Genomic DNA, 19,145 nt, shown 5'->3' on the forward strand with positions numbered 1-19,145 from the left:
AAAATCTCTAAAAAAATCACTTACCCTTACATTAATTCGCATTTGGAATTTGGATTTTTTTTTATTGGAATTTAGATTTTAAACATTGGAATTTTAAACCGACTGAGACTAAGAAAGGAATGACTATCTTTGCACGGAAATTTACAAAATGAAAGAAACAGACAATTCCGAAAAAAATAATTTACATCCTCGAAATCTTCACCGTTCCCACTATGATTTCGAACTTCTTATTACGAATTGTCCTGAATTAAAACCATTCGTTGCAATAAATATTCACGGAATTGAAACCATAGATTTCAGTAATCCTTTGGCTGTAAAAGCGCTTAACAAAGCCTTACTACAAACCTATTACGATATACAAGACTGGGATATTCCTAAAAATTATCTTTGCCCGCCAATTCCTGGCCGAACTGATTATATTCATTATCTGGCTGATTTATTAGCCGAAACCAATAACGGAGTTATCCCTCAAGGATCTTCGGTTTTAGGTTTAGATATTGGTACAGGTGCCAATTGTATCTATCCTATTTTAGGAAATGCAATTTACGATTGGAGTTTCGTAGGAACGGATATCGACGAAAATGCAATTGAAAATTGTAGTAAAATCATCGAAGCAAACCCAAAATTGATTGATGCCATCAGTTTACAGCAACAAACTGAAGCTCGTTTTATATTCAAAAACATCATCACACCCGAAGATCGTTTTACGTTCACGATGTGCAATCCACCTTTTCATTCTTCTGCTGAAGATGCAAATCAAAGTACCCTTCGCAAAATTTCGAACCTGACAAAGGAAAGAAAGAAAACAAATCCTGTACTGAATTTTGGAGGTCACAATGCCGAATTATGGTGCGATGGCGGCGAAATTGGTTTTGTTACCCAAATGATTTACGAAAGCTCAAAATTTGCTATGCAATGTTTGTGGTTTACTACATTAGTTTCAAAAAGAGAAAACCTGTCCAGCATTTACAAAACACTTAATAAAGTAAATGCTTCTTCGATAAAAACTATTGATATGGCTCAAGGCCAAAAAACCAGCCGAATCATTGCCTGGACTTTTTTAAGCGAAAGTCAGCAAAAGGCGTGGAAGTTTGAGAATTCTTAACTATTAAATCCTATTATCATAAGTAAAACTAAAAACAGCACTGTTTCTGAAATTTCAAAAATTGATTTGGAACAATACAATAAAGAGCTGGCATGTTCTGAAAAAGAAATTAAAAATGGAAGTTTTTACTCTCACAGTGAGGTTAAAAATAATATTGAAAAATGGAAAGTAAATTCAAGAAATTACAATTATGATACTTTAAAATAAAATTCTGATACTTTATCGATAGTGTATTTCCGTACCTTTAAAGTAAATTGAATTTTATTACTATGCCAAAAACATACTTCAGAATACTCTTATTACTTGTACTTACAGGCTGTTCTTCGACTAAAAAAGCAAAATTTGACGATTATGTTTTTAAAACAAAAAGTGAAAAGCAAGCTTATATTAACTCTTACGACAAAGCCTTAAAACTTTGGGATATTCCTTATACTGAGGAAGACATAAAAACCACTTACGGCACGGCTCACGTTATTATGGCTGGTCCAAAAAATGGAAAAGATCTGGTTTTACTTCACGGAATGGATGCGAGCTCTACCATGTGGTATCCAAATATTAAACCATTAGCCAAAAACCATCGCATTTACGCAATTGATTTCATGATGGAACCGGGAAAATCGACTCTGGCTTCAAAATCACTTTCATCAAAAGAAATTGTAATTTTATACAATGAAATTTTCGACCATTACAAATTAAAGAAATTTGATATTGTTGGAGCTTCCCGCGGCGGCTGGATTGCCACATTATTAGCCACTCAAAAAGGAAATTCAATAGATAAAGTAGTGTTGCTAAGTCCGGCGCAAACCTTTAAATTCATTGACAAAGTAGGTAAAACGACTTCTGCTTTAATGCTGAAACTTTTCCCAAGCGAAAAGAAATTCGGAAAAACACTAAAAACATTTTCTGCACATCCTGAAAAAATTAGTCCCATTTATAAAAAGCAATTTTATTTGGCCAATAAATATGCTAAATCAAATTCAAGTATGTTCAAAATGCATCCCTTTTCAGATGATGATTTAAAATCGATTACCAATCCTGTTTTGGTTTTAATTGGAGATCATGATGTCATAAATTCTGAAGAGAGTTTAGAAAGAGCCAAAAAATATGTAAGTAACAGTAAAACTCAGGTTATAAAAGATGCCAGACATTTTTTAACCATCGATCAGCCAAAAGTTGTAAATGATGCGATGATTGATTTTTTAGAATAGCCAAATAAGTTATATTCCCTACAACTAATGCAATCAAGTTAAGACATGAGTACATGAGTAAACACAGAAAGTATTCACAAAGTTTGTCATCTCGACGAAGGATAGATCACACTAGTATTTCCGTTCAGATATTCGCCAATCTTTGTCGAGTTTCTTGTGCAATCTCTCCTTCGTCGAGATGACAAGTTTAATAAAAAAACTCCTTTAGAAGTTTAATTTTGATAAAAGAACCATAACCACACAGAATATCGCGTAGGGATTATACCAATTCAATTAATAATAACAAAAGACAATTCGTAAAAATTCGGGCAATTCATGTAATTCGTGGCAACCCTTTTATATAGAATTCAAACTTTGTATCTTTACAAAACTAATTTTTTCATCCTTCAAAAATGAATTTCCAAGTATCCTCAGAGTATAGTCCAAAAGGTGATCAGCCACAAGCAATCGAAAAACTTTCACAAGGTGTGATCGATGGCGAAAAATACCAGACATTATTAGGCGTTACCGGATCCGGAAAAACATTTACGGTAGCCAATGTCATTCAGGAAGTTCAAAGACCAACCATAGTTTTGGCCCACAATAAAACTTTGGCAGCGCAATTATATTCTGAGTTCAAACAATTTTTCCCCAATAATGCGGTCGAATATTTTGTTTCCTACTACGATTATTATCAGCCCGAAGCATTTATGCCTGTAACAGGGGTTTTTATCGAAAAAGATTTATCCATCAATGAAGAGCTCGAAAAGATGCGTTTAAGCACAACTTCTTCCCTCCTTTCGGGACGTCGGGATGTTTTGGTTGTCGCTTCTGTTTCGTGTTTATATGGTATTGGGAATCCGGTTGAATTTAAAAAAAATGTAATAGAAATAAGCAGAGATCAGGTTATTTCGAGAACTAAATTACTTCATAGTCTGGTTCAGAGTTTATACGCCAGAACCGAGGCCGATTTTAATCCGGGAACTTTCAGAATCAAAGGCGATACGGTCGAAGTATATCCAAGTTATGCCGATGACGCTTACAGAATTCACTTTTTTGGCGACGAAATCGAAGAAATAGAATCATTTGATGTGAAGACCTCACAAGTTATAGAAAAATTCAAAAGACTTACTATCTATCCCGCTAATATGTTTGTGACTTCTCCGGATGTTTTGCAAGGCGCTATTTGGGAAATTCAGCAAGATTTGGTTAAACAAGTCGATTATTTCAAAGAAATAGGAAAACACCTCGAAGCCAAACGTCTGGAAGAACGTACTAATTTTGACTTAGAAATGATTCGTGAATTGGGGTATTGCTCCGGAATCGAAAATTATTCCAGATACCTTGACGGAAGACAGGCCGGAACAAGACCGTTCTGTTTATTAGATTATTTCCCAAGTGATTATTTGATGGTTGTTGACGAAAGTCACGTAACCGTTTCTCAGGTTCACGCCATGTACGGAGGCGACAGGAGCCGTAAAGAAAATTTGGTGGAGTACGGTTTCCGTTTACCGGCCGCCATGGATAACAGACCTTTGAAATTTGAAGAGTTTGAAGCCATACAAAATCAGGTAATTTATGTATCTGCAACACCGGCAGATTACGAATTACAAAAAACAGATGGTGTTTATGTAGAACAAATTATTCGTCCAACGGGACTATTAGACCCTATTATCGAAGTAAGACCCAGTTTGAATCAAATCGATGATCTGATTGAAGAAATTCAGGTACGCTGCGAATTAGACGAAAGAGTTTTAGTAACCACGCTGACCAAAAGAATGGCCGAAGAACTCGCAAAATATTTAACTAAAGTAAACATTCGTTGTCGTTATATACATTCTGAAGTAGATACGCTGGAACGTATCGAAATTATGCAGGATTTACGAAAAGGTATTTTTGATGTTCTTATTGGAGTAAACTTACTTCGTGAAGGTCTTGATTTACCAGAGGTTTCGCTAGTTGCAATTTTAGATGCTGATAAAGAAGGTTTTCTTCGTAATCACAGGTCTTTAACACAAACTATTGGTCGTGCTGCAAGAAACCTTAACGGAAAGGCAATTTTGTATGCGGATAAAGTTACGGCGAGTATGCAACGAACAATGGACGAAACAGAATATCGAAGAACTAAACAGATTAACTATAATACAGAACACGGAATTACACCACAAGCTCTGAATAAAAAGATTGACAGTGCCTTTACTAAAAATCCTTTGGTAGAATATGAGTTAGGACATACTCTATCTGCCGCTGCCGAATCGGAAACTGCTTATCTATCGAAAACCGAATTAGAAAAAATGATTCGCGAAAAACGAAAATCAATGGAGAAAGCGGCAAAAGAACTGGACTTTTTGCAAGCGGCTAAGTTGCGTGATGATATCAAAAAACTACAGGAACAATTGGCTTAATTGTGTTGTTCCTGAAAAACTCTCAATAAAACGTTAGGGTCTATTATTGCGTTTGGAGCATTTTTCATCAAATCTAAAACACGTTTGGTTGCATTTGGGTTCAACCCCATTTCGATTGAAATTTGCTGAATTGCTTTGGCTTCTTTTTCGTGCAAAATACCATCACAATACATGATTAAAGCGAGTCTGTAAAATTGCTGTATGCGCTGAAACTCCGATTTTATAATTTGAGCAGTATGCTCCTGATGAAATAAATCTTTAAAATCGACATACTCGATGCTCAATTCCTGAGCTACCAGCCACAAAAAATCATACTCCCTTTTATGCAGTTGCCCATCAACGGTAGAAAAAGCAATCATTTCTAAAAGTAAACTTCTCTTTTCTGTTTCGGTATTCATCAATTTATTATTTTTAGCTAAAATATTGTTTTTAAACCTAAAACGCAACACAACTCATGATTACAGATCTTTCTCTTTTGTATTGTTGTGGATAACAAATATTTTATATGAAATATAAAAAGCAATCAAACTCGCTATGAAACTTATTTTAAGAGAATACAATCTAAAACTAAAACATACTTTTACCATTTCAAGAGAATCTATTGATTTTCAGCCTTCACTGATTGTCGAACTCAAAAGTGATGGCTTTTCGGGTTTTGGAGAAGCCACTTCGAATCCGTATTACAAAACAACGGTTCCGGTAATGATGCAGGATTTAGAAAAAATCAGAACTGTTATTGAAACTACAGATAATGAAACTCCCCATATTTTTTGGGCAAAAATCTATCCTTATTTAAAAGGCGATATGTTTGCTTTATGCGCTTTAGATTTAGCTTATAATGATTTATATGCTCGTAAAAAAGGCAAGAAATTATATGAATTATGGAATTATAATATCGCAAATAATCCGCTTACTGATTATACGATCGGAATTGCTTCTATAGACAAAATGGTTTCGAAAATGCAGGAACTTCCGTGGCCTATCTACAAAATCAAACTGGGAACGAAAGAAGATCTTGCGATTGTAAAAGAACTCCGCAAACACACGAATGCTATTTTTAGGATCGACGCCAATTGTGGCTGGGGTGTTGAGGAAACGATTAATAATGCGATTGAACTAAAAAAATTAGGCGTAGAATTTTTGGAACAACCCATGAAAGCTGATAATTGGGAAGCGCATAAAGAAGTTTTCAAACACTCAGTTTTACCTGTAATTGCTGATGAAAGCTGTATTATCGAAGAAGATGTTGCCAAATGTTTCAACCATTTTCATGGTGTAAATGTAAAATTGGTAAAATGTGGCGGATTAACTCCGGGAAAACGTATGATCGAAGAAGCTAAAAAACTCGGTTTAAAAACAATGGTGGGTTGTATGACGGAATCAACGGTGGGAATTTCTGCCATTGCACATTTATTACCTCAACTAGATTATGTTGATATGGATGGTGCTTTGCTTTTAGCCGAAGATATTGCAACCGGCGTAACAATAAAAGATGGTGTTATTCATTATTCTGACCTTAACGGAACGGGAGTTACCTTAATCTAAACGTTATGAATGTCAATCAGTTTCCGGATAGAATTATCGAAATCGATCACGAAGAATATTTGTATTTTGGAGGAACGGCTTATTTGGGATTACCAACAAATAAGGAATTTCAGGAATTGGTGATTAAAAACATACGAAAATGGGGAACTACTTACGGGAGTTCCAGAAGTGCCAATATAAATCTAACGGCTTATGAGAGCGGCGAAACTTTCTTAGCCACACATATAAAATCAGAAAGCGCCGTTACAGTTTCGTCCGGAATGCTCGCCGGCAAATTAGTAATTGATATACTGAATAAAAGCACGGATCGATTTTTCCATTTTTCAGATATTCATACTGCCATCAAAACGAATAGTTTACCGTTGTTTATAAACGAGAAAATAAACCCGAGATTACTGGATTCTCAACCGGAAAGAATTACAATTCTGACTGATGGAGTTCCGTCTTTCCAAACCCGGGCAGTTGATTTATCAATGCTGGCAGCAATTCCTAATCATAAAGAAATTACACTTCTTATTGATGAATCGCATTCGTTTGGAATTTTAGGCAGAGATGGCTGTGGAATTTATTCACAAATCGATCTTCCCATCAAAAAAAAAATCATGATTTCGTCCTTGGGGAAAGCATTTGGCTTAAACGGTGGCGTTATTGCAAGCGATGCTTCTTTTATCAACCAAATAAAAGAACAAGACACTTTTGTTTCTGCTGCTGGAATGAATCCTGCTTTTGTCCAGACTCTGGCCGATGCTTCAGTTCTTTACAAAAATCAACATCAAAAATTGATTGAAAACCTGAATTATATTGATCAAAAGTTAATCAAAAATGACACTATCAAATTTGACAAAACCTATCCTTTAATTTATTTAGAAAATGACAATCTAATCGAAATATTAAAAGAAAATAAGATTATTATAGCCAATTTCAAATATCAGAAAAATGCTAACAACCTAAATCGAATAGTGATTACCGCCAATCATCTTCACGAAGATTTAGATAAATTAGTAAATATCTTAAACAATTCTAATTTTAAGTAAAAGCAAAAAAAGTTGCCACGAATTACACTAATTTTCACGAATTGCATTGCGCGTAAATTTCAATTAGTAAAAATTCGTGTAATTCGTGGCAAAAAAACCAGGCACAACTGAATAAATTGTAATCAAATTAGTTTTAAAACGTACCTTTGTAGAAAATAAGTGCATAGTTTGTTATCACGCGAAAGAGCAATCTTCGTTGTTTGCTCACATTGCGAAGATTCCTCTATTATATGAATGACAAAGATTGGGGAACTTGAAACTTGAAACAATTGAAATTAAAAAACAAAAAATGACAAATAACGATATCCTAAAAAAACTTCGCGTGGCTTTGATGCTCCGTGACGACCAAATAGTTGAAATTTTAGAATTAGTAGATTTTAGAATTACAAAATCAGAATTGGGAGCTTTTTTTAGAGCCGAAGATCATGAAAATTACATGGAATGTGGCGATCAGGTTTTACGTAATTTCTTAAACGGATTGGTAATTCATTTAAGAGGAACGAAAGAAAATCCTAAAAACCCAAACGATGTTTTAGCAAAACATAAAGCAGAGATTCCTAAAAAAGACAGTACGAAAGAAAGACCTGAATTTAAAGCTAGTGCAAAAGATGCTGAAAAAGGAAGAGGCGATAAAGCACCTTCTAAATCAGGACCTGCAGCTAAAAAACCTTTCAAGAAGAATAACACTAAAACTGCTCCTAAAGTACAGGTTGTAGAAAAAGTGATTTACAAAAACGGTAAGAATAAAAAATAATTAACCGCAAAGGTCGCAAGGTTTTACGCAAAGTTCGCAAAGTTTTTATTGATAAAGCTTTGCGAACTTTGCGTTTATCAGCATAAGTCCGAGATAAAAACTTGGCGTACTTTGCGGTTAAATAAAATTAATGATTAGGTTTTCTTTATATCTTATTCTGATCAATTCGATCAAAAAAAGCATCTTTAAAAGTCGCTCCAATTGGCAATTCTTTTGCATTAATAAAAACCGAAAAACTATCCGTAGATTCTATTTGTTTTAAGGCAACGATAAATGACTTATGGATTTGAATAAAATCTTTTTCAGGCAATGATTCTATTACATTTTTTAAAGACGAATGGGTGATAATTTGTTGTTTATGAGTATGGATACAAACATAATTCTGAAGACTTTCTATGTATAAAATTTCTTCTAAAAACAACTTCTGAAATTTGTTTTTTCCGTCTGTTTTTATGAAAATAAAATCAGATGAATTATTCATTACAACTTCTGTTTTAGGGTCGGAATTCAGCTTCGAAACGGCCTGATAGAAACGTTCAAAAGCAATTGGTTTCAATAAATAATCAATAGCATTTAATTCAAATCCTTCTAATGCAAAATCAGGATAAGCCGTTGTAAAAATGACCTTAATATCTTTAGAAATTATCCTTGAAATCTGTAAACCTGTTAATTGCGGCATTTGAATGTCTAAAAAAATAACATCAACGCTTTGTGTATTCAGAAACTCTAATGCTTTTAATGAATCATTGAAAACTCCCACCTTTTCCAGAAAAGATACTTTTTCGATGTAATTCTCGAGAATGCGGGTTGCTGGCGGTTCATCATCAACAATGATACATTTAAAGGTCATAAATTATTTTTTTAGTGGTATTTTCAAATAGGTTTTAAAGGTATTATTTTCTGCTGTTTTTTCGAGTATAAATTGATCTTTATAAGTAAACTCTAATCGTTTGGTCAGGTTTTCAAAACCAATTCCGGTCGACGAATAATTCTCTCCTCCCACATTATAATTAAAAGTTAAAAGTTCTAAAAAACCTTCTTTTATTTTGATCAGAATAATGGCTTTTTCATCGGGATTATTAAGTTTTGTATGTTTAAAAACATTTTCGATAAAATGTATTAATGCCGAAGAAAGGATTTTTTCAGTCGAAAAATTTCCTTCAATTTCAAAATCTAAATAAAGCTGATCTTCAAATCGTTTTTGCTGCAAATGAATATAATTTTGTAGAAACTGAATTTCTTTAGAGAGCAATACCTCCTCTTTTTCTGTCTCTGTAATGACATAACGAAGTAAATCTGACAATACTAAAATATCTGATGCCATTTTATCATCTTTCAGAATCAACTGACTGTAGAAGGAATTAAGTGTATTAAACAAAAAATGCGGGCTTACTTGTGACTTTAGCATTTGAAGCTGTGCTTTTTTATTTTCTAATACTAATTGCTGATTTTGCTTGTAGGTATTTTGAAATTGCCAAAATAAGTAACTCACAGCACTTAAAATAACAGATGGCAATCCAAAGAAAAAGTTGTCACGGATGTAATAGGTTATTTCTCGCGCTTTCTCTCCATAATTATGAATTCCTGTAATTTCAAAAATAACAACTTCTTGCAAAAAATAGCGTACGCCGGCAAAAATCACTAATGAAACCGGAATACTCAATAAATACAAAAAAGCTTTCTTTTTATTTAAAAACCAATTACAAAAGGTATAGAAATTCAGAATATAAACAACGAAAATAGACAGAAAGAAACCGATATTAAATGCAAAATACAAACTACTAAAAACGGAATCTAACCCACGATTGTTAACTCCTATATCCCACAGATAAAGAAGTATAAATAGCCCTAAAAAAAGAAGAACATGATAATAAAACGGGATTTTTGACTTCATAATGATGTTGTTATTATTTCAAAAATACAACTATGACTTTACATGAATACTATATTTATATAAAATGGTCATTTCCTTGGATGAACTATCCAAAATAGTACACGAAATTTTTTACCAGCCAATTATCATTGTTTGCAATCCGGAATGTGGTGTTCATCAAAAACTAAAAATCCAACTGAAAAGCTGCTCTACATTTGTCATGAATTTAAAACAATCATCATGAAAAAAATCGCTTTACTATTAGTTTTTACAATTGTATTCAACACCGTTTCTGCTCAACAAAAAAAGAAACAAATCTTACTGCTTGGAACTTTCCATTTTGAAAATCCCGGGCTTGATGTTGCCAAAATCAATACCTTTAATGTAATGACAGACAAGAGCCAGAAAGAGCTTGAAAACATTACCAATAAAATCAAAAAATTTGGTCCTGATAAAATTTTTGTAGAATGGAATTATCAAAAACAGGACAAACTGGATAAATTCTATAACAAAAACACGGATAGTTTACTCCATAAAAATGCCAGCGAAATTGTACAAGTTGCATTAAGATCGGCTAAAAAATTAGAACACAAAAAGCTATACGGAATTGATTATAAAGACACTGACTTTCCTTATGATAGTTTAGTAAAGGGAATAGAAGCAGCCAATCAGTTTGACCTGATTAAAAAAAATGAAGAGTCAATGAAACATTATGAAACAGATCAAAATAAAAAAATTGCTAAATACAATTTAACTGAACTTCTTCTAGATATTAATACAAAAGCGTCCAATGAAGATAATATTGGCTGGTATCTCGAAACGGCGAATAAAGGCGGTAAAACAGATAATTTTGTGGGTGCTTTTTTAGTTTCAGAATGGTACAGAAGAAATCTTTATATGTATGCTCTAATCCAGAAACTAACAGAAAGCAAAGACGATAAAATAATGGTTTTATTGGGAGCGGGACATACGGCCATGTTGAGAGAATTTGTTGCACATGATCCCGAATTTGAAATTATAGAATTGGCAACCGTTTTGAAATAGTTACGAATCTAACCACAAAGAAAGCAAGGGTTTACGCAAAGTTTTATTAATAAAGCTTTGCGGATTTTATGCCTTAAAAAAGTATAATAATAAATTCCGTTGTAAAATATAGCCCGTGGTTTCAACCACGGAGACACAATGTATATCACAATCCGCATATCACAATTTGTATATCCCGTAGCGTCCCCGTGGTTGAAACCACGGGCTATGTTCTCAAAAATCGCCAAGCTTTATCAAGTATAGCTTTGCGAACTCTGCGTTTATAAAGATCCTTATAATTAAAAATCCTTGCGATCTTTGCGGTTAAATCCTCACCAGTTAAAATGACTCCAAAAAAAAAATCCCTCCGATGATCGGAGGGATTTTCTATATAATTGATTTCTTATTTGATTAAGAAAGTGCAGCTTTAACCTGATCAGCAGCTTCTTGAAATTGAGTAGCTGATAAAATTGGCATACCTGAATTGTCAATTAATTCTTTTGCAATTTCAGCATTTGTTCCTTGCAAACGAACGATAATTGGCACTTTAATAGCATCACCCATATTTTTGTAAGCGTCAACAACTCCTTGCGCCACACGGTCACAACGAACGATTCCTCCAAAAATATTGATCAAAATTGCTTTTACGTTAGGATCTTTTAAGATAATACGGAAAGCAGTTTCAACACGTTTTGCATCAGCAGTTCCACCAACATCTAAGAAGTTAGCAGGCTCAAAACCAGCGTATTTAATTAAATCCATAGTTGCCATTGCAAGACCTGCTCCGTTTACCATACATCCTACAGTACCGTCAAGATCTACATAGTTCAATCCTACTTCTTTAGCTTCAACTTCGATTGGGTTCTCCTCACGGATATCTCTCATCTCAGCATATTTTGGTTGTCTGTATAAAGCATTATCATCGATATTTACTTTAGCATCAACAGCCATAATTTTATTGTCTGAAGTTTTCAAAACCGGGTTGATTTCAAACATAGAAGCATCAGAACCAATGTAAGCATTGTATAATGAGTCGATGAATTTCACCATTTCTTTGAAAGCATTTCCAGAAAGACCTAAGTTAAAAGCAATTCTTCTTGCTTGAAAACCTTGTAATCCAACAGAAGGATCAACTTCTTCAGTAAAAATTAAATGAGGAGTGTGTTCAGCAACTTCTTCAATATCCATTCCACCTTCAGTAGAATACATAATCATGTTACGACCAGTAGCTCTATTCAATAAAACAGAAACATAAAATTCAGAAGTTTCACTTTCACCAGGATAGTAAACATCTTCTGCTACTAAAATTTTGTTTACTTTTTTACCTTCAGCAGAAGTTTGAGGTGTAATCAATTGCATTCCGATGATTTGTTCAGCAATTTCTTCAACTTGTTGCAAGTTTTTAGCTAGCTTAACTCCACCACCTTTTCCACGACCACCTGCGTGAATTTGTGCTTTTATTACGTGCCATCCTGTACCAGTCTCGGCAGTTAATTGTTTTGCAGCAGCCACAGCTTCGACTGCATTGTTAGCCACAATTCCGCGTTGAATGCGTACTCCGTAACTCGCTAAAATTTCTTTTCCTTGATATTCGTGTATGTTCATAATATAGAATTTGTCTGGTTCTGAATTTATTTCAGAATAAAAGTGCGACAAAAGTAGCAAAATTCAACTGAATAGTAAAATCTTTTTCAATTAAAAAACGTGTGAGATATTTGCAAAACGTTTATTCTTTTTCAATACCAAGAAATAGTTAACAAAACAATTTGTTAATATTAACGGAAAACCACTAAAACGTTTGATATTTAACAAATACATCACTGTATTCATTAGGCTTACGGCGATTTTTCTTAATATATTCTAACAGCCGTTGTCATTTTATCATTTCGCAATGGTTAATATAATATTATTATCAATTAAGAAGCGTTTTTCTAGTATTACAATAAAAATGTAAGTCAAATTACAATTCCAATACATTATATTTAACGAAATCTTTATTTTTGTAGAAAAAATATCAAGAATGAAAGTTAAAGAACAAGGGCTTTATTTGCCTGAATTTGAACACGACAATTGTGGTGCAGGATTTATTTGTAATCTGAATGGTATTAAATCAAACGATATTATTCACAAAGCATTGGATATCTTAATAAAATTGGAACATCGTGGTGCCGTTAGTTCTGATGGAAGAACTGGAGACGGAGCTGGAATTTTATTCGATATCCCACACGCTTTCTTTAAAAAAGTATGTGATTTTGAAATCCCTGAAACACGTGAGTATGCAGTAGGAATGGTGTTTTTACCAAAAAGCAAAAACCAGGTTTCTTTTTGCATCAACGCTTTTGAATCGACTATTAAGGATCAAAACTTAAAAGTTCTGGGTTGGAGAGATGTACCTGTTGAAGTGGAGAATTTAGGGCAGATTGCCGCAGAAAAAGAACCAACAGTTAAACAGGTTTTTGTTAGCAAAAACGGTCAGGATTTAACTGAAAACGAATTTAATGCAAAACTTTTTGCAGCTAGAAAAATTGCTGAACATGCCATAAGAGGATCAAAAACCTCTGAAAGTCACATGTTTTATTTCTCTAGTTTATCGACAACGACCATAATATACAAAGGTTTATTGATGCCGGAAGACATCAGCCGTTATTATGTTGACTTAAAAGATCCCGATTTAGTGACTCGTCTGGCGTTAGTGCACCAACGTTTCTCTACTAATACTTTCCCTTCATGGGAACTAGCACAACCATTTAGATATATGTGTCATAATGGTGAAATCAATACGCTTCGTGGAAACGTAAGCCGTATGCGTGCTCGTGAAGAATTGATGGAAAGCAAAATTTTCGGAAATGATATCAAAAAGTTATTCCCAATTATCTTAGAAGGAAAATCAGATTCTGCTTCTATGGATATGGTGGTAGAACTTTTATTAATGACAGGCCGTTCATTGCCTGAGGCGATGATGATGGTAGTTCCTGAAGCTTGGGAAAAACACCAGACAATGTCTCCTGAAAAAAGAGCGTTCTACGAATTCAACTCTTGTATCATGGAACCTTGGGATGGTCCTGCTTCTATTCCGTTTACAGATGGTAACGTAATTGGGGCTTTGTTAGACCGTAACGGTTTGCGTCCTTCTCGTTATACATTGACAAAAAGTGGTTTTGTGATCATGTCATCAGAAATTGGTGTACTTGATGTAGAACCGGAAGATGTAGTACAACACGGTCGTTTAGAGCCAGGAAAAATGTTCCTTGTAGACATGAACGAAGGTCGTATTATTGAAGACGAAGAAATTAAAAAAGCAATTGTAACAAAACGTCCTTACCAGGAATGGATTGATGAAAACTTGTTGCAATTATCTAAAATACCATATACCAATAATCCTACTCCTGTTGAGAAACTTGATTTTCTAACAAGACAAAAATTATTTGGTTATACAATTGAAGACTTAAAAACTATCATTAACCCAATGGGAGCTCAGGGCGCTGAAGCCATTAGCTCTATGGGTAACGATACGCCATTGGCAGTTTTATCAGATCAGCCTCAATTGTTGTACAACTATTTCAAACAATTATTTGCTCAGGTTACCAACCCGCCTTTGGATGGTATTCGTGAAGAAATCATTACCGATATCAGTTTAGCAATTGGTGGAGATTTTAATATTTTTGAAATTGAATCAAAACAATGTAAAAAACTAAAAATCCAGAATCCGGTTATCTCGAATGAGGATTTAGATAAAATCAGAAACATTGATCACGCAGATTTCAAATCGGCTACAATTTCTACTTTATATAAAATAGAAAAAGGAGTTAACGGTTTAGAACGCGCGCTTGAAAAATGTGTTCAGGCAACTTTTAAAGCGGTTTCTGAAGGATGTAATATCATTATTTTATCTGACAGAGGTGTAAGTGAAGAATTGGCTCCAATACCAATGCTATTGGCTTGTTCTTATATCCATCACTCTTTGAATATTTTACAGGTTCGTTCTAAATTCGGAATCATAATCGAATCTGCTGAACCACGTGAACCTCATCATTTTGCTTTATTATTCGGATATGGTGCAAGTGCGATCAATCCTTATATGGTAAACGAGATCATTCACGATCAGGTTAACCAGGGACATATTACAGGAGTAAAAGCAGATTATGCTATAGTAAATTACAACAAAGCAATTGCAAAAGGTATCCTTAAAATCATGAATAAAATTGGTATCTCTACTTTACATTCGTACAGAGCTGCTCAAATTTTCGAGATTTTAGGTTTAAACAAAACCTTCACTAACAAATACTTCCCATTTACCCCTTCAAGAATCGAAGGAATTGGTTTGATGGAAGTAGAAAAAGAAGTAAAAAAACGTTTCCAAAAAGCATTTCCAAATTCTAAAATTGCAGGTTTATTGCCTTTAGAAATTGGAGGAATTTACAGATGGAGACGTGGTGGAGAAAAACATATGTTTAACCCAACCACTATTGCAAAATTACAACAGGCCGTTCGTTTGAATAGCCCTGAAAGTTATAAAGAATACTCGGACATGGTCAATGAGCAGAGCTCAAACTTAATGACTATTAGAGGTTTATTCGAATTCAACAATTTAGATCCAATTTCTATTGATGAAGTAGAACCTTGGACAGAAATTGTAAAAAAATTCAAAACGGGTGCGATGTCTTACGGATCTATCAGTAGAGAAGCACACGAGAATTTAGCGATTGCAATGAACAGAATTGGCGGAAAAAGTAATTCTGGAGAAGGAGGAGAAGATCCTAAACGTTTCCAGAAAGAAATCAACGGAGATTCAAGAAACAGTGCAATCAAACAAGTGGCATCGGGACGTTTTGGTGTTTCGATCAACTATTTGACAAACGCTAAAGAAATCCAGATTAAAATGGCTCAGGGTGCAAAACCCGGAGAAGGTGGTCAATTACCTGGAGAAAAAGTAGTGCCTTGGATTGCTGAAACAAGAAACTCTACACCATATGTAGGTTTGATTTCGCCTCCGCCTCACCACGATATTTACTCTATTGAGGATTTATCTCAGTTGATTTTTGACTTAAAAAATGCCAATCGTGAAGCACGTGTAAACGTAAAATTAGTTTCTGAAGTTGGAGTTGGAACCATCGCTGCCGGTGTTGCAAAAGCAAAAGCTGACGTAATCCTGATTTCAGGTTATGACGGAGGAACTGGTGCTGCACCATTAACTTCTTTACAACACACAGGTATTCCGTGGGAACTTGGCTTAGCCGAAGCACAACAAACTCTGATCTTAAATGATTTAAGAAGCCGTGTGGTTCTGGAATGTGACGGACAATTGAAAACGGGTCGTGATGTTGCTATCGCTGCATTATTGGGAGCCGAAGAATTTGGTTTTGCTACTGCACCGCTTGTTGCATCAGGATGTATCATGATGAGAGCTTGTCACTTAAATACTTGCCCGGTTGGTATTGCAACTCAGGATCCTGAATTGAGAAAAAATTTCAAAGGAACTCCGGAGCACGTTATCAACTTCATGTATTTTATTGCTGAAGAGTTAAGAGGAATCATGGCGCAATTAGGTTTCAGAACCTTAAAAGAAATGGTGGGTCAGTCACAAAAATTAAATGTGAACAAAGCGATCAAACATTATAAAGCAAATGGTTTAGATTTATCATCGATTCTATACAAACCGGAAAAAGCTAAAACAGTTCCAAATCACAATACAACTGAACAAGATCACAATCTTGAAAACGTATTGGATTTCGAAATTATCAAAGAAGCTATTCCTTCTATTTATAGAAAAGAGAAAACAAGAGTTACATTTAAAATTAAAAATACAGACCGTTCTGTAGGTGCTATTTTGAGTAATGAAATCTCAAAAATATATGGCGCACAAGGTTTACCTGAAGACACTATTTTAGTTGATTTTGAAGGTTCTGCCGGACAAAGTTTTGGTGCTTTTGCAACAAACGGATTGTCGTTTAAAATTCACGGAAACTGTAATGATTATTTAGGAAAAGGATTGTCCGGAGGAAAATTGATTATCAAAGTCCCTCCTACTGCAACTTTCAAACCTGAAGAAAATATCATTATTGGTAACGTTGCCCTTTACGGAGCTATTACCGGAGAGGCTTATATTAATGGAATGGCTGGTGAGCGTTTTGGCGTGAGAAATTCTGGAGCAACCGCAGTTGTTGAAGGAATTGGAGATCACGGATGCGAATACATGACCGGTGGTACAGTGGTTGTTTTAGGAAAAACAGGAAGAAACTTCGCAGCTGGTATGAGCGGTGGTGTAGCTTATGTCTACGACCCTAAACAACAATTTGATGCGACATTATGCAACATGGAAATGGTTGCTTTTGATCCTGTCGAAGAAGAAGATGTGACTAAATTGAGAAAACTAATCAAAAATCACTCTTTGTATACCAACAGTCCATTAGCAAAAAGAATTTTAGCAGACTGGGAAAATGAACAAAACAATTTCGTGAAAGTAATGCCAACTGATTACAAGAAAGCATTACAACGAATTGCAGAAGAGAAAAAAATAGAAGAATTAATTGCGGGTTAAATGATTTTAGAATTCTGATTTTAGATTTTCGATTATTGAAATTTTGACCACAAAGCTTTGCGAACTTAAAACACTCAAAAAAGCAAAAACAAAGACCTTGGGCTCTTTGCGGTTAAAAAAATTGGAATTTGGAATTTAAAAAATTGGAATTTAAAATTGATCATTTAAATTTTAATCAAAATGTCATGGGTAAAATAGGCGGATTTAAAGAATATAACAGAGCCGACGAAAGTAATTTAGCAGTTGTAGAACGTGTTTCGAACTACAGCGAATTTACAATACCGTTAGCAGAAGATAAGAAAAAAGAACAAGGTTCAAGATGTATGGATTGTGGTATTCCTTTTTGCCACAGTGCTTGTCCGTTAGGAAATTTAATTCCTGACTTCAACGACATGGTACATCAGGAAGAATGGCAGAGTGCATTAAATATTTTGCAGTCTACTAATAACTTTCCGGAGTTTACAGGTCGATTATGCCCTGCTCCATGTGAGAAATCATGTGTATTAGGAATCATCAAAGAACCGGTTGCTATCGAAAACATCGAGAAAAACATCATCGAAAGAGGTTTTGCTGAAGGATGGATCAAACCACAAGCACCAAAAACCAGAACAGGAAAAACCGTAGCCGTTATTGGTTCAGGTCCTGCAGGTTTGGCAGCAGCTCAACAATTAAACAGAGCCGGTCACACGGTAACTGTTTTTGAAAGAGACAATGCTATTGGAGGTTTATTGCGTTACGGAATTCCGAATTTCAAATTAGAAAAAGGAATCATCGACAGACGTGTTTTAATTCTTGAAGCTGAAGGAATCACTTTTAAAACGAATGTAAATGTTGGTGTTAACTTTAGCGTAGAAGAACTAAATGCTTTTGATTCTATCGTATTATGCGGTGGAGCAACCGAAAGAAGAAGTTTGCCAACTAAAGGAATCGAAAGCAAAGGCGTTGTTCAGGCAATGGATTTCCTTACTCAACAAACAAAAGTTTTATACGGAGAATCGATTCCGGACCAGGTTAAAGCAACTGGAAAAGATGTAATTGTAATTGGTGGTGGTGACACTGGATCTGACTGCGTTGGAACATCAAACAGACACGGAGCAAAATCAGTAACTAATTTTGAAATTTTGCCAAAACCTCCGGTTGGAAGAAGCGAATCTACGCCTTGGCCTTTCTGGCCTTTGCAGTTGAAAACGTCTTCATCTCACGAAGAAGGTTGCAGCAGAAACTGGTTAATAAATACTAAAGAATTCATTTCTAACGACAAAGGAGAATTAACAGGATTAAAAACCGTTGAAGTTCAATGGAAAATGACTCCTGGTCAACGTCCTGAATTAATCGAAAAAGAAGGTTCAGAGAAAATCTGGCCGTGTGATCTCGCCTTATTGGCTTTAGGATTTACAGGTCCGGAGAAAACTTTAAGCGAGCAATTAGGTATTGAACTTGACATGAGAAGCAACTATCAGGCAAAAAATTATCAAACGAATGTACCTCATATTTTCACTGCCGGAGATATGCGTCGTGGACAATCATTAATCGTATGGGCTATTTCAGAAGGTCGCGAAGCAGCAAGAGAAGTAGATTTGTTCTTAATGGGCTCTACTAACTTGCCAACCAAAGGAAACGGAGACTTACCAAGTCTATAATTTTTTAAGGTTCTGAGATACTAAGTTGCTAAGGGACTACG

The 19,145-nt window shown here is 34.8% G+C and carries 13 protein-coding genes; 9 read left to right on the forward strand and 4 right to left on the reverse strand.

All coding sequences use genetic code 11. The annotated features are described in order from the left end of the window. Nucleotides 1–148 precede the first annotated feature (148 nt). From rlmF to uvrB, 3 genes are all read left to right on the forward strand, one after another. Entirely contained in the window at nucleotides 149–1,105 is a 957-nt protein-coding gene (gene rlmF, locus NJT12_RS08420; protein ID WP_271335438.1) for a 23S rRNA (adenine(1618)-N(6))-methyltransferase RlmF, read from the forward strand. A 269-nt stretch (nucleotides 1,106–1,374) separates the two neighbouring features. Further along, the gene (locus NJT12_RS08425; protein ID WP_271335439.1) at nucleotides 1,375–2,313 is read left to right on the forward strand and encodes an alpha/beta fold hydrolase; all 939 of its coding nucleotides are present in this window, start codon (nucleotides 1,375–1,377) and stop codon (nucleotides 2,311–2,313) included. Between the two features lie 392 nt (nucleotides 2,314–2,705). Next, nucleotides 2,706–4,697 (forward strand): excinuclease ABC subunit UvrB, encoded by a 1,992-nt coding sequence (gene uvrB, locus NJT12_RS08430; protein ID WP_271335440.1) that lies wholly within the window; start codon nucleotides 2,706–2,708, stop codon nucleotides 4,695–4,697. On the opposite strand, the gene NJT12_RS08435 is transcribed toward uvrB, so the two are convergent. Beyond that, nucleotides 4,694–5,095, reverse strand: a complete 402-nt coding sequence (locus NJT12_RS08435) for an excinuclease ABC subunit B (protein WP_271335441.1) — start codon at nucleotides 5,093–5,095, stop codon at nucleotides 4,694–4,696. The genes uvrB and NJT12_RS08435 overlap by 4 nt on opposite strands. 136 nt (nucleotides 5,096–5,231) lie before the next feature. Here NJT12_RS08435 and NJT12_RS08440 point away from each other — a divergent pair, with 136 nt between their 5' ends. The 3 genes from NJT12_RS08440 to NJT12_RS08450 all read left to right on the forward strand — a co-directional run bounded on the left by NJT12_RS08440 (nucleotide 5,232) and on the right by NJT12_RS08450 (nucleotide 8,030). Beyond that, on the forward strand, nucleotides 5,232–6,242 hold the full coding sequence (locus NJT12_RS08440) for a dipeptide epimerase (RefSeq protein WP_271335442.1): 1,011 nt from the start codon (nucleotides 5,232–5,234) through the stop codon (nucleotides 6,240–6,242). Nucleotides 6,243–6,247: 5 nt separating this feature from the next. After that, entirely contained in the window at nucleotides 6,248–7,276 is a 1,029-nt protein-coding gene (locus tag NJT12_RS08445) for an aminotransferase class I/II-fold pyridoxal phosphate-dependent enzyme (RefSeq protein ID WP_271335443.1), read from the forward strand. Nucleotides 7,277–7,565: 289 nt separating this feature from the next. Next, nucleotides 7,566–8,030, forward strand: a complete 465-nt coding sequence (locus NJT12_RS08450) for a DUF1456 family protein (protein WP_271335444.1) — start codon at nucleotides 7,566–7,568, stop codon at nucleotides 8,028–8,030. Between the two features lie 145 nt (nucleotides 8,031–8,175). Here NJT12_RS08450 and NJT12_RS08455 read toward each other — a convergent pair whose 3' ends face one another. Both NJT12_RS08455 and NJT12_RS08460 read right to left on the reverse strand, forming a co-directional pair. Then, nucleotides 8,176–8,880: a LytR/AlgR family response regulator transcription factor gene (locus NJT12_RS08455; RefSeq protein WP_271335445.1), complete on the reverse strand. Its 705-nt coding sequence runs from the start codon at nucleotides 8,878–8,880 to the stop codon at nucleotides 8,176–8,178. 3 nt (nucleotides 8,881–8,883) lie between these two features. Beyond that, nucleotides 8,884–9,924: a sensor histidine kinase gene (locus tag NJT12_RS08460; protein WP_271335446.1), complete on the reverse strand. Its 1,041-nt coding sequence runs from the start codon at nucleotides 9,922–9,924 to the stop codon at nucleotides 8,884–8,886. Nucleotides 9,925–10,143: 219 nt separating this feature from the next. Between NJT12_RS08460 and NJT12_RS08465 the strand changes: the two genes are divergently transcribed. Further along, on the forward strand, nucleotides 10,144–10,947 hold the full coding sequence (locus tag NJT12_RS08465; RefSeq protein ID WP_271335447.1) for a DUF5694 domain-containing protein: 804 nt from the start codon (nucleotides 10,144–10,146) through the stop codon (nucleotides 10,945–10,947). 390 nt (nucleotides 10,948–11,337) lie between these two features. Here NJT12_RS08465 and sucC read toward each other — a convergent pair whose 3' ends face one another. Continuing rightward, the gene (gene sucC, locus NJT12_RS08470; protein WP_271335448.1) at nucleotides 11,338–12,531 is read right to left on the reverse strand and encodes an ADP-forming succinate--CoA ligase subunit beta; all 1,194 of its coding nucleotides are present in this window, start codon (nucleotides 12,529–12,531) and stop codon (nucleotides 11,338–11,340) included. Between the two features lie 415 nt (nucleotides 12,532–12,946). Between sucC and gltB the strand changes: the two genes are divergently transcribed. Together gltB and NJT12_RS08480 are read left to right on the forward strand one after the other, a co-directional pair. Further along, entirely contained in the window at nucleotides 12,947–17,464 is a 4,518-nt protein-coding gene (gltB, locus tag NJT12_RS08475) for a glutamate synthase large subunit (protein WP_271335449.1), read from the forward strand. Between the two features lie 185 nt (nucleotides 17,465–17,649). Then, a complete protein-coding gene (locus NJT12_RS08480) occupies nucleotides 17,650–19,104 on the forward strand; it encodes a glutamate synthase subunit beta (RefSeq protein WP_271335450.1) in 1,455 nt (484 codons plus the stop codon). Nucleotides 19,105–19,145 lie beyond the last annotated feature (41 nt).

Origin of the sequence: Flavobacterium azizsancarii (assembly GCF_027980145.1) — a bacterium.
Taxonomy (GTDB): domain Bacteria; phylum Bacteroidota; class Bacteroidia; order Flavobacteriales; family Flavobacteriaceae; genus Flavobacterium; species Flavobacterium azizsancarii.

What these genes read in the sequence shown, in the direction of transcription:
- rlmF (WP_271335438.1), top strand. Translation starts at nt 149, where the DNA reads ATGAAAGAAACAGACAATTCCGAAAAAAATAATTTACATCCTCGAAAT.
- NJT12_RS08425 (WP_271335439.1), top strand. Translation starts at nt 1,375, where the DNA reads ATGCCAAAAACATACTTCAGAATACTCTTATTACTTGTACTTACAGGC.
- uvrB (WP_271335440.1), top strand. Translation starts at nt 2,706, where the DNA reads ATGAATTTCCAAGTATCCTCAGAGTATAGTCCAAAAGGTGATCAGCCA.
- NJT12_RS08435 (WP_271335441.1), bottom strand. Translation starts at nt 5,095, where the DNA reads ATGAATACCGAAACAGAAAAGAGAAGTTTACTTTTAGAAATGATTGCT.
- NJT12_RS08440 (WP_271335442.1), top strand. Translation starts at nt 5,232, where the DNA reads ATGAAACTTATTTTAAGAGAATACAATCTAAAACTAAAACATACTTTT.
- NJT12_RS08445 (WP_271335443.1), top strand. Translation starts at nt 6,248, where the DNA reads ATGAATGTCAATCAGTTTCCGGATAGAATTATCGAAATCGATCACGAA.
- NJT12_RS08450 (WP_271335444.1), top strand. Translation starts at nt 7,566, where the DNA reads ATGACAAATAACGATATCCTAAAAAAACTTCGCGTGGCTTTGATGCTC.
- NJT12_RS08455 (WP_271335445.1), bottom strand. Translation starts at nt 8,880, where the DNA reads ATGACCTTTAAATGTATCATTGTTGATGATGAACCGCCAGCAACCCGC.
- NJT12_RS08460 (WP_271335446.1), bottom strand. Translation starts at nt 9,924, where the DNA reads ATGAAGTCAAAAATCCCGTTTTATTATCATGTTCTTCTTTTTTTAGGG.
- NJT12_RS08465 (WP_271335447.1), top strand. Translation starts at nt 10,144, where the DNA reads ATGAAAAAAATCGCTTTACTATTAGTTTTTACAATTGTATTCAACACC.
- sucC (WP_271335448.1), bottom strand. Translation starts at nt 12,531, where the DNA reads ATGAACATACACGAATATCAAGGAAAAGAAATTTTAGCGAGTTACGGA.
- gltB (WP_271335449.1), top strand. Translation starts at nt 12,947, where the DNA reads ATGAAAGTTAAAGAACAAGGGCTTTATTTGCCTGAATTTGAACACGAC.
- NJT12_RS08480 (WP_271335450.1), top strand. Translation starts at nt 17,650, where the DNA reads ATGGGTAAAATAGGCGGATTTAAAGAATATAACAGAGCCGACGAAAGT.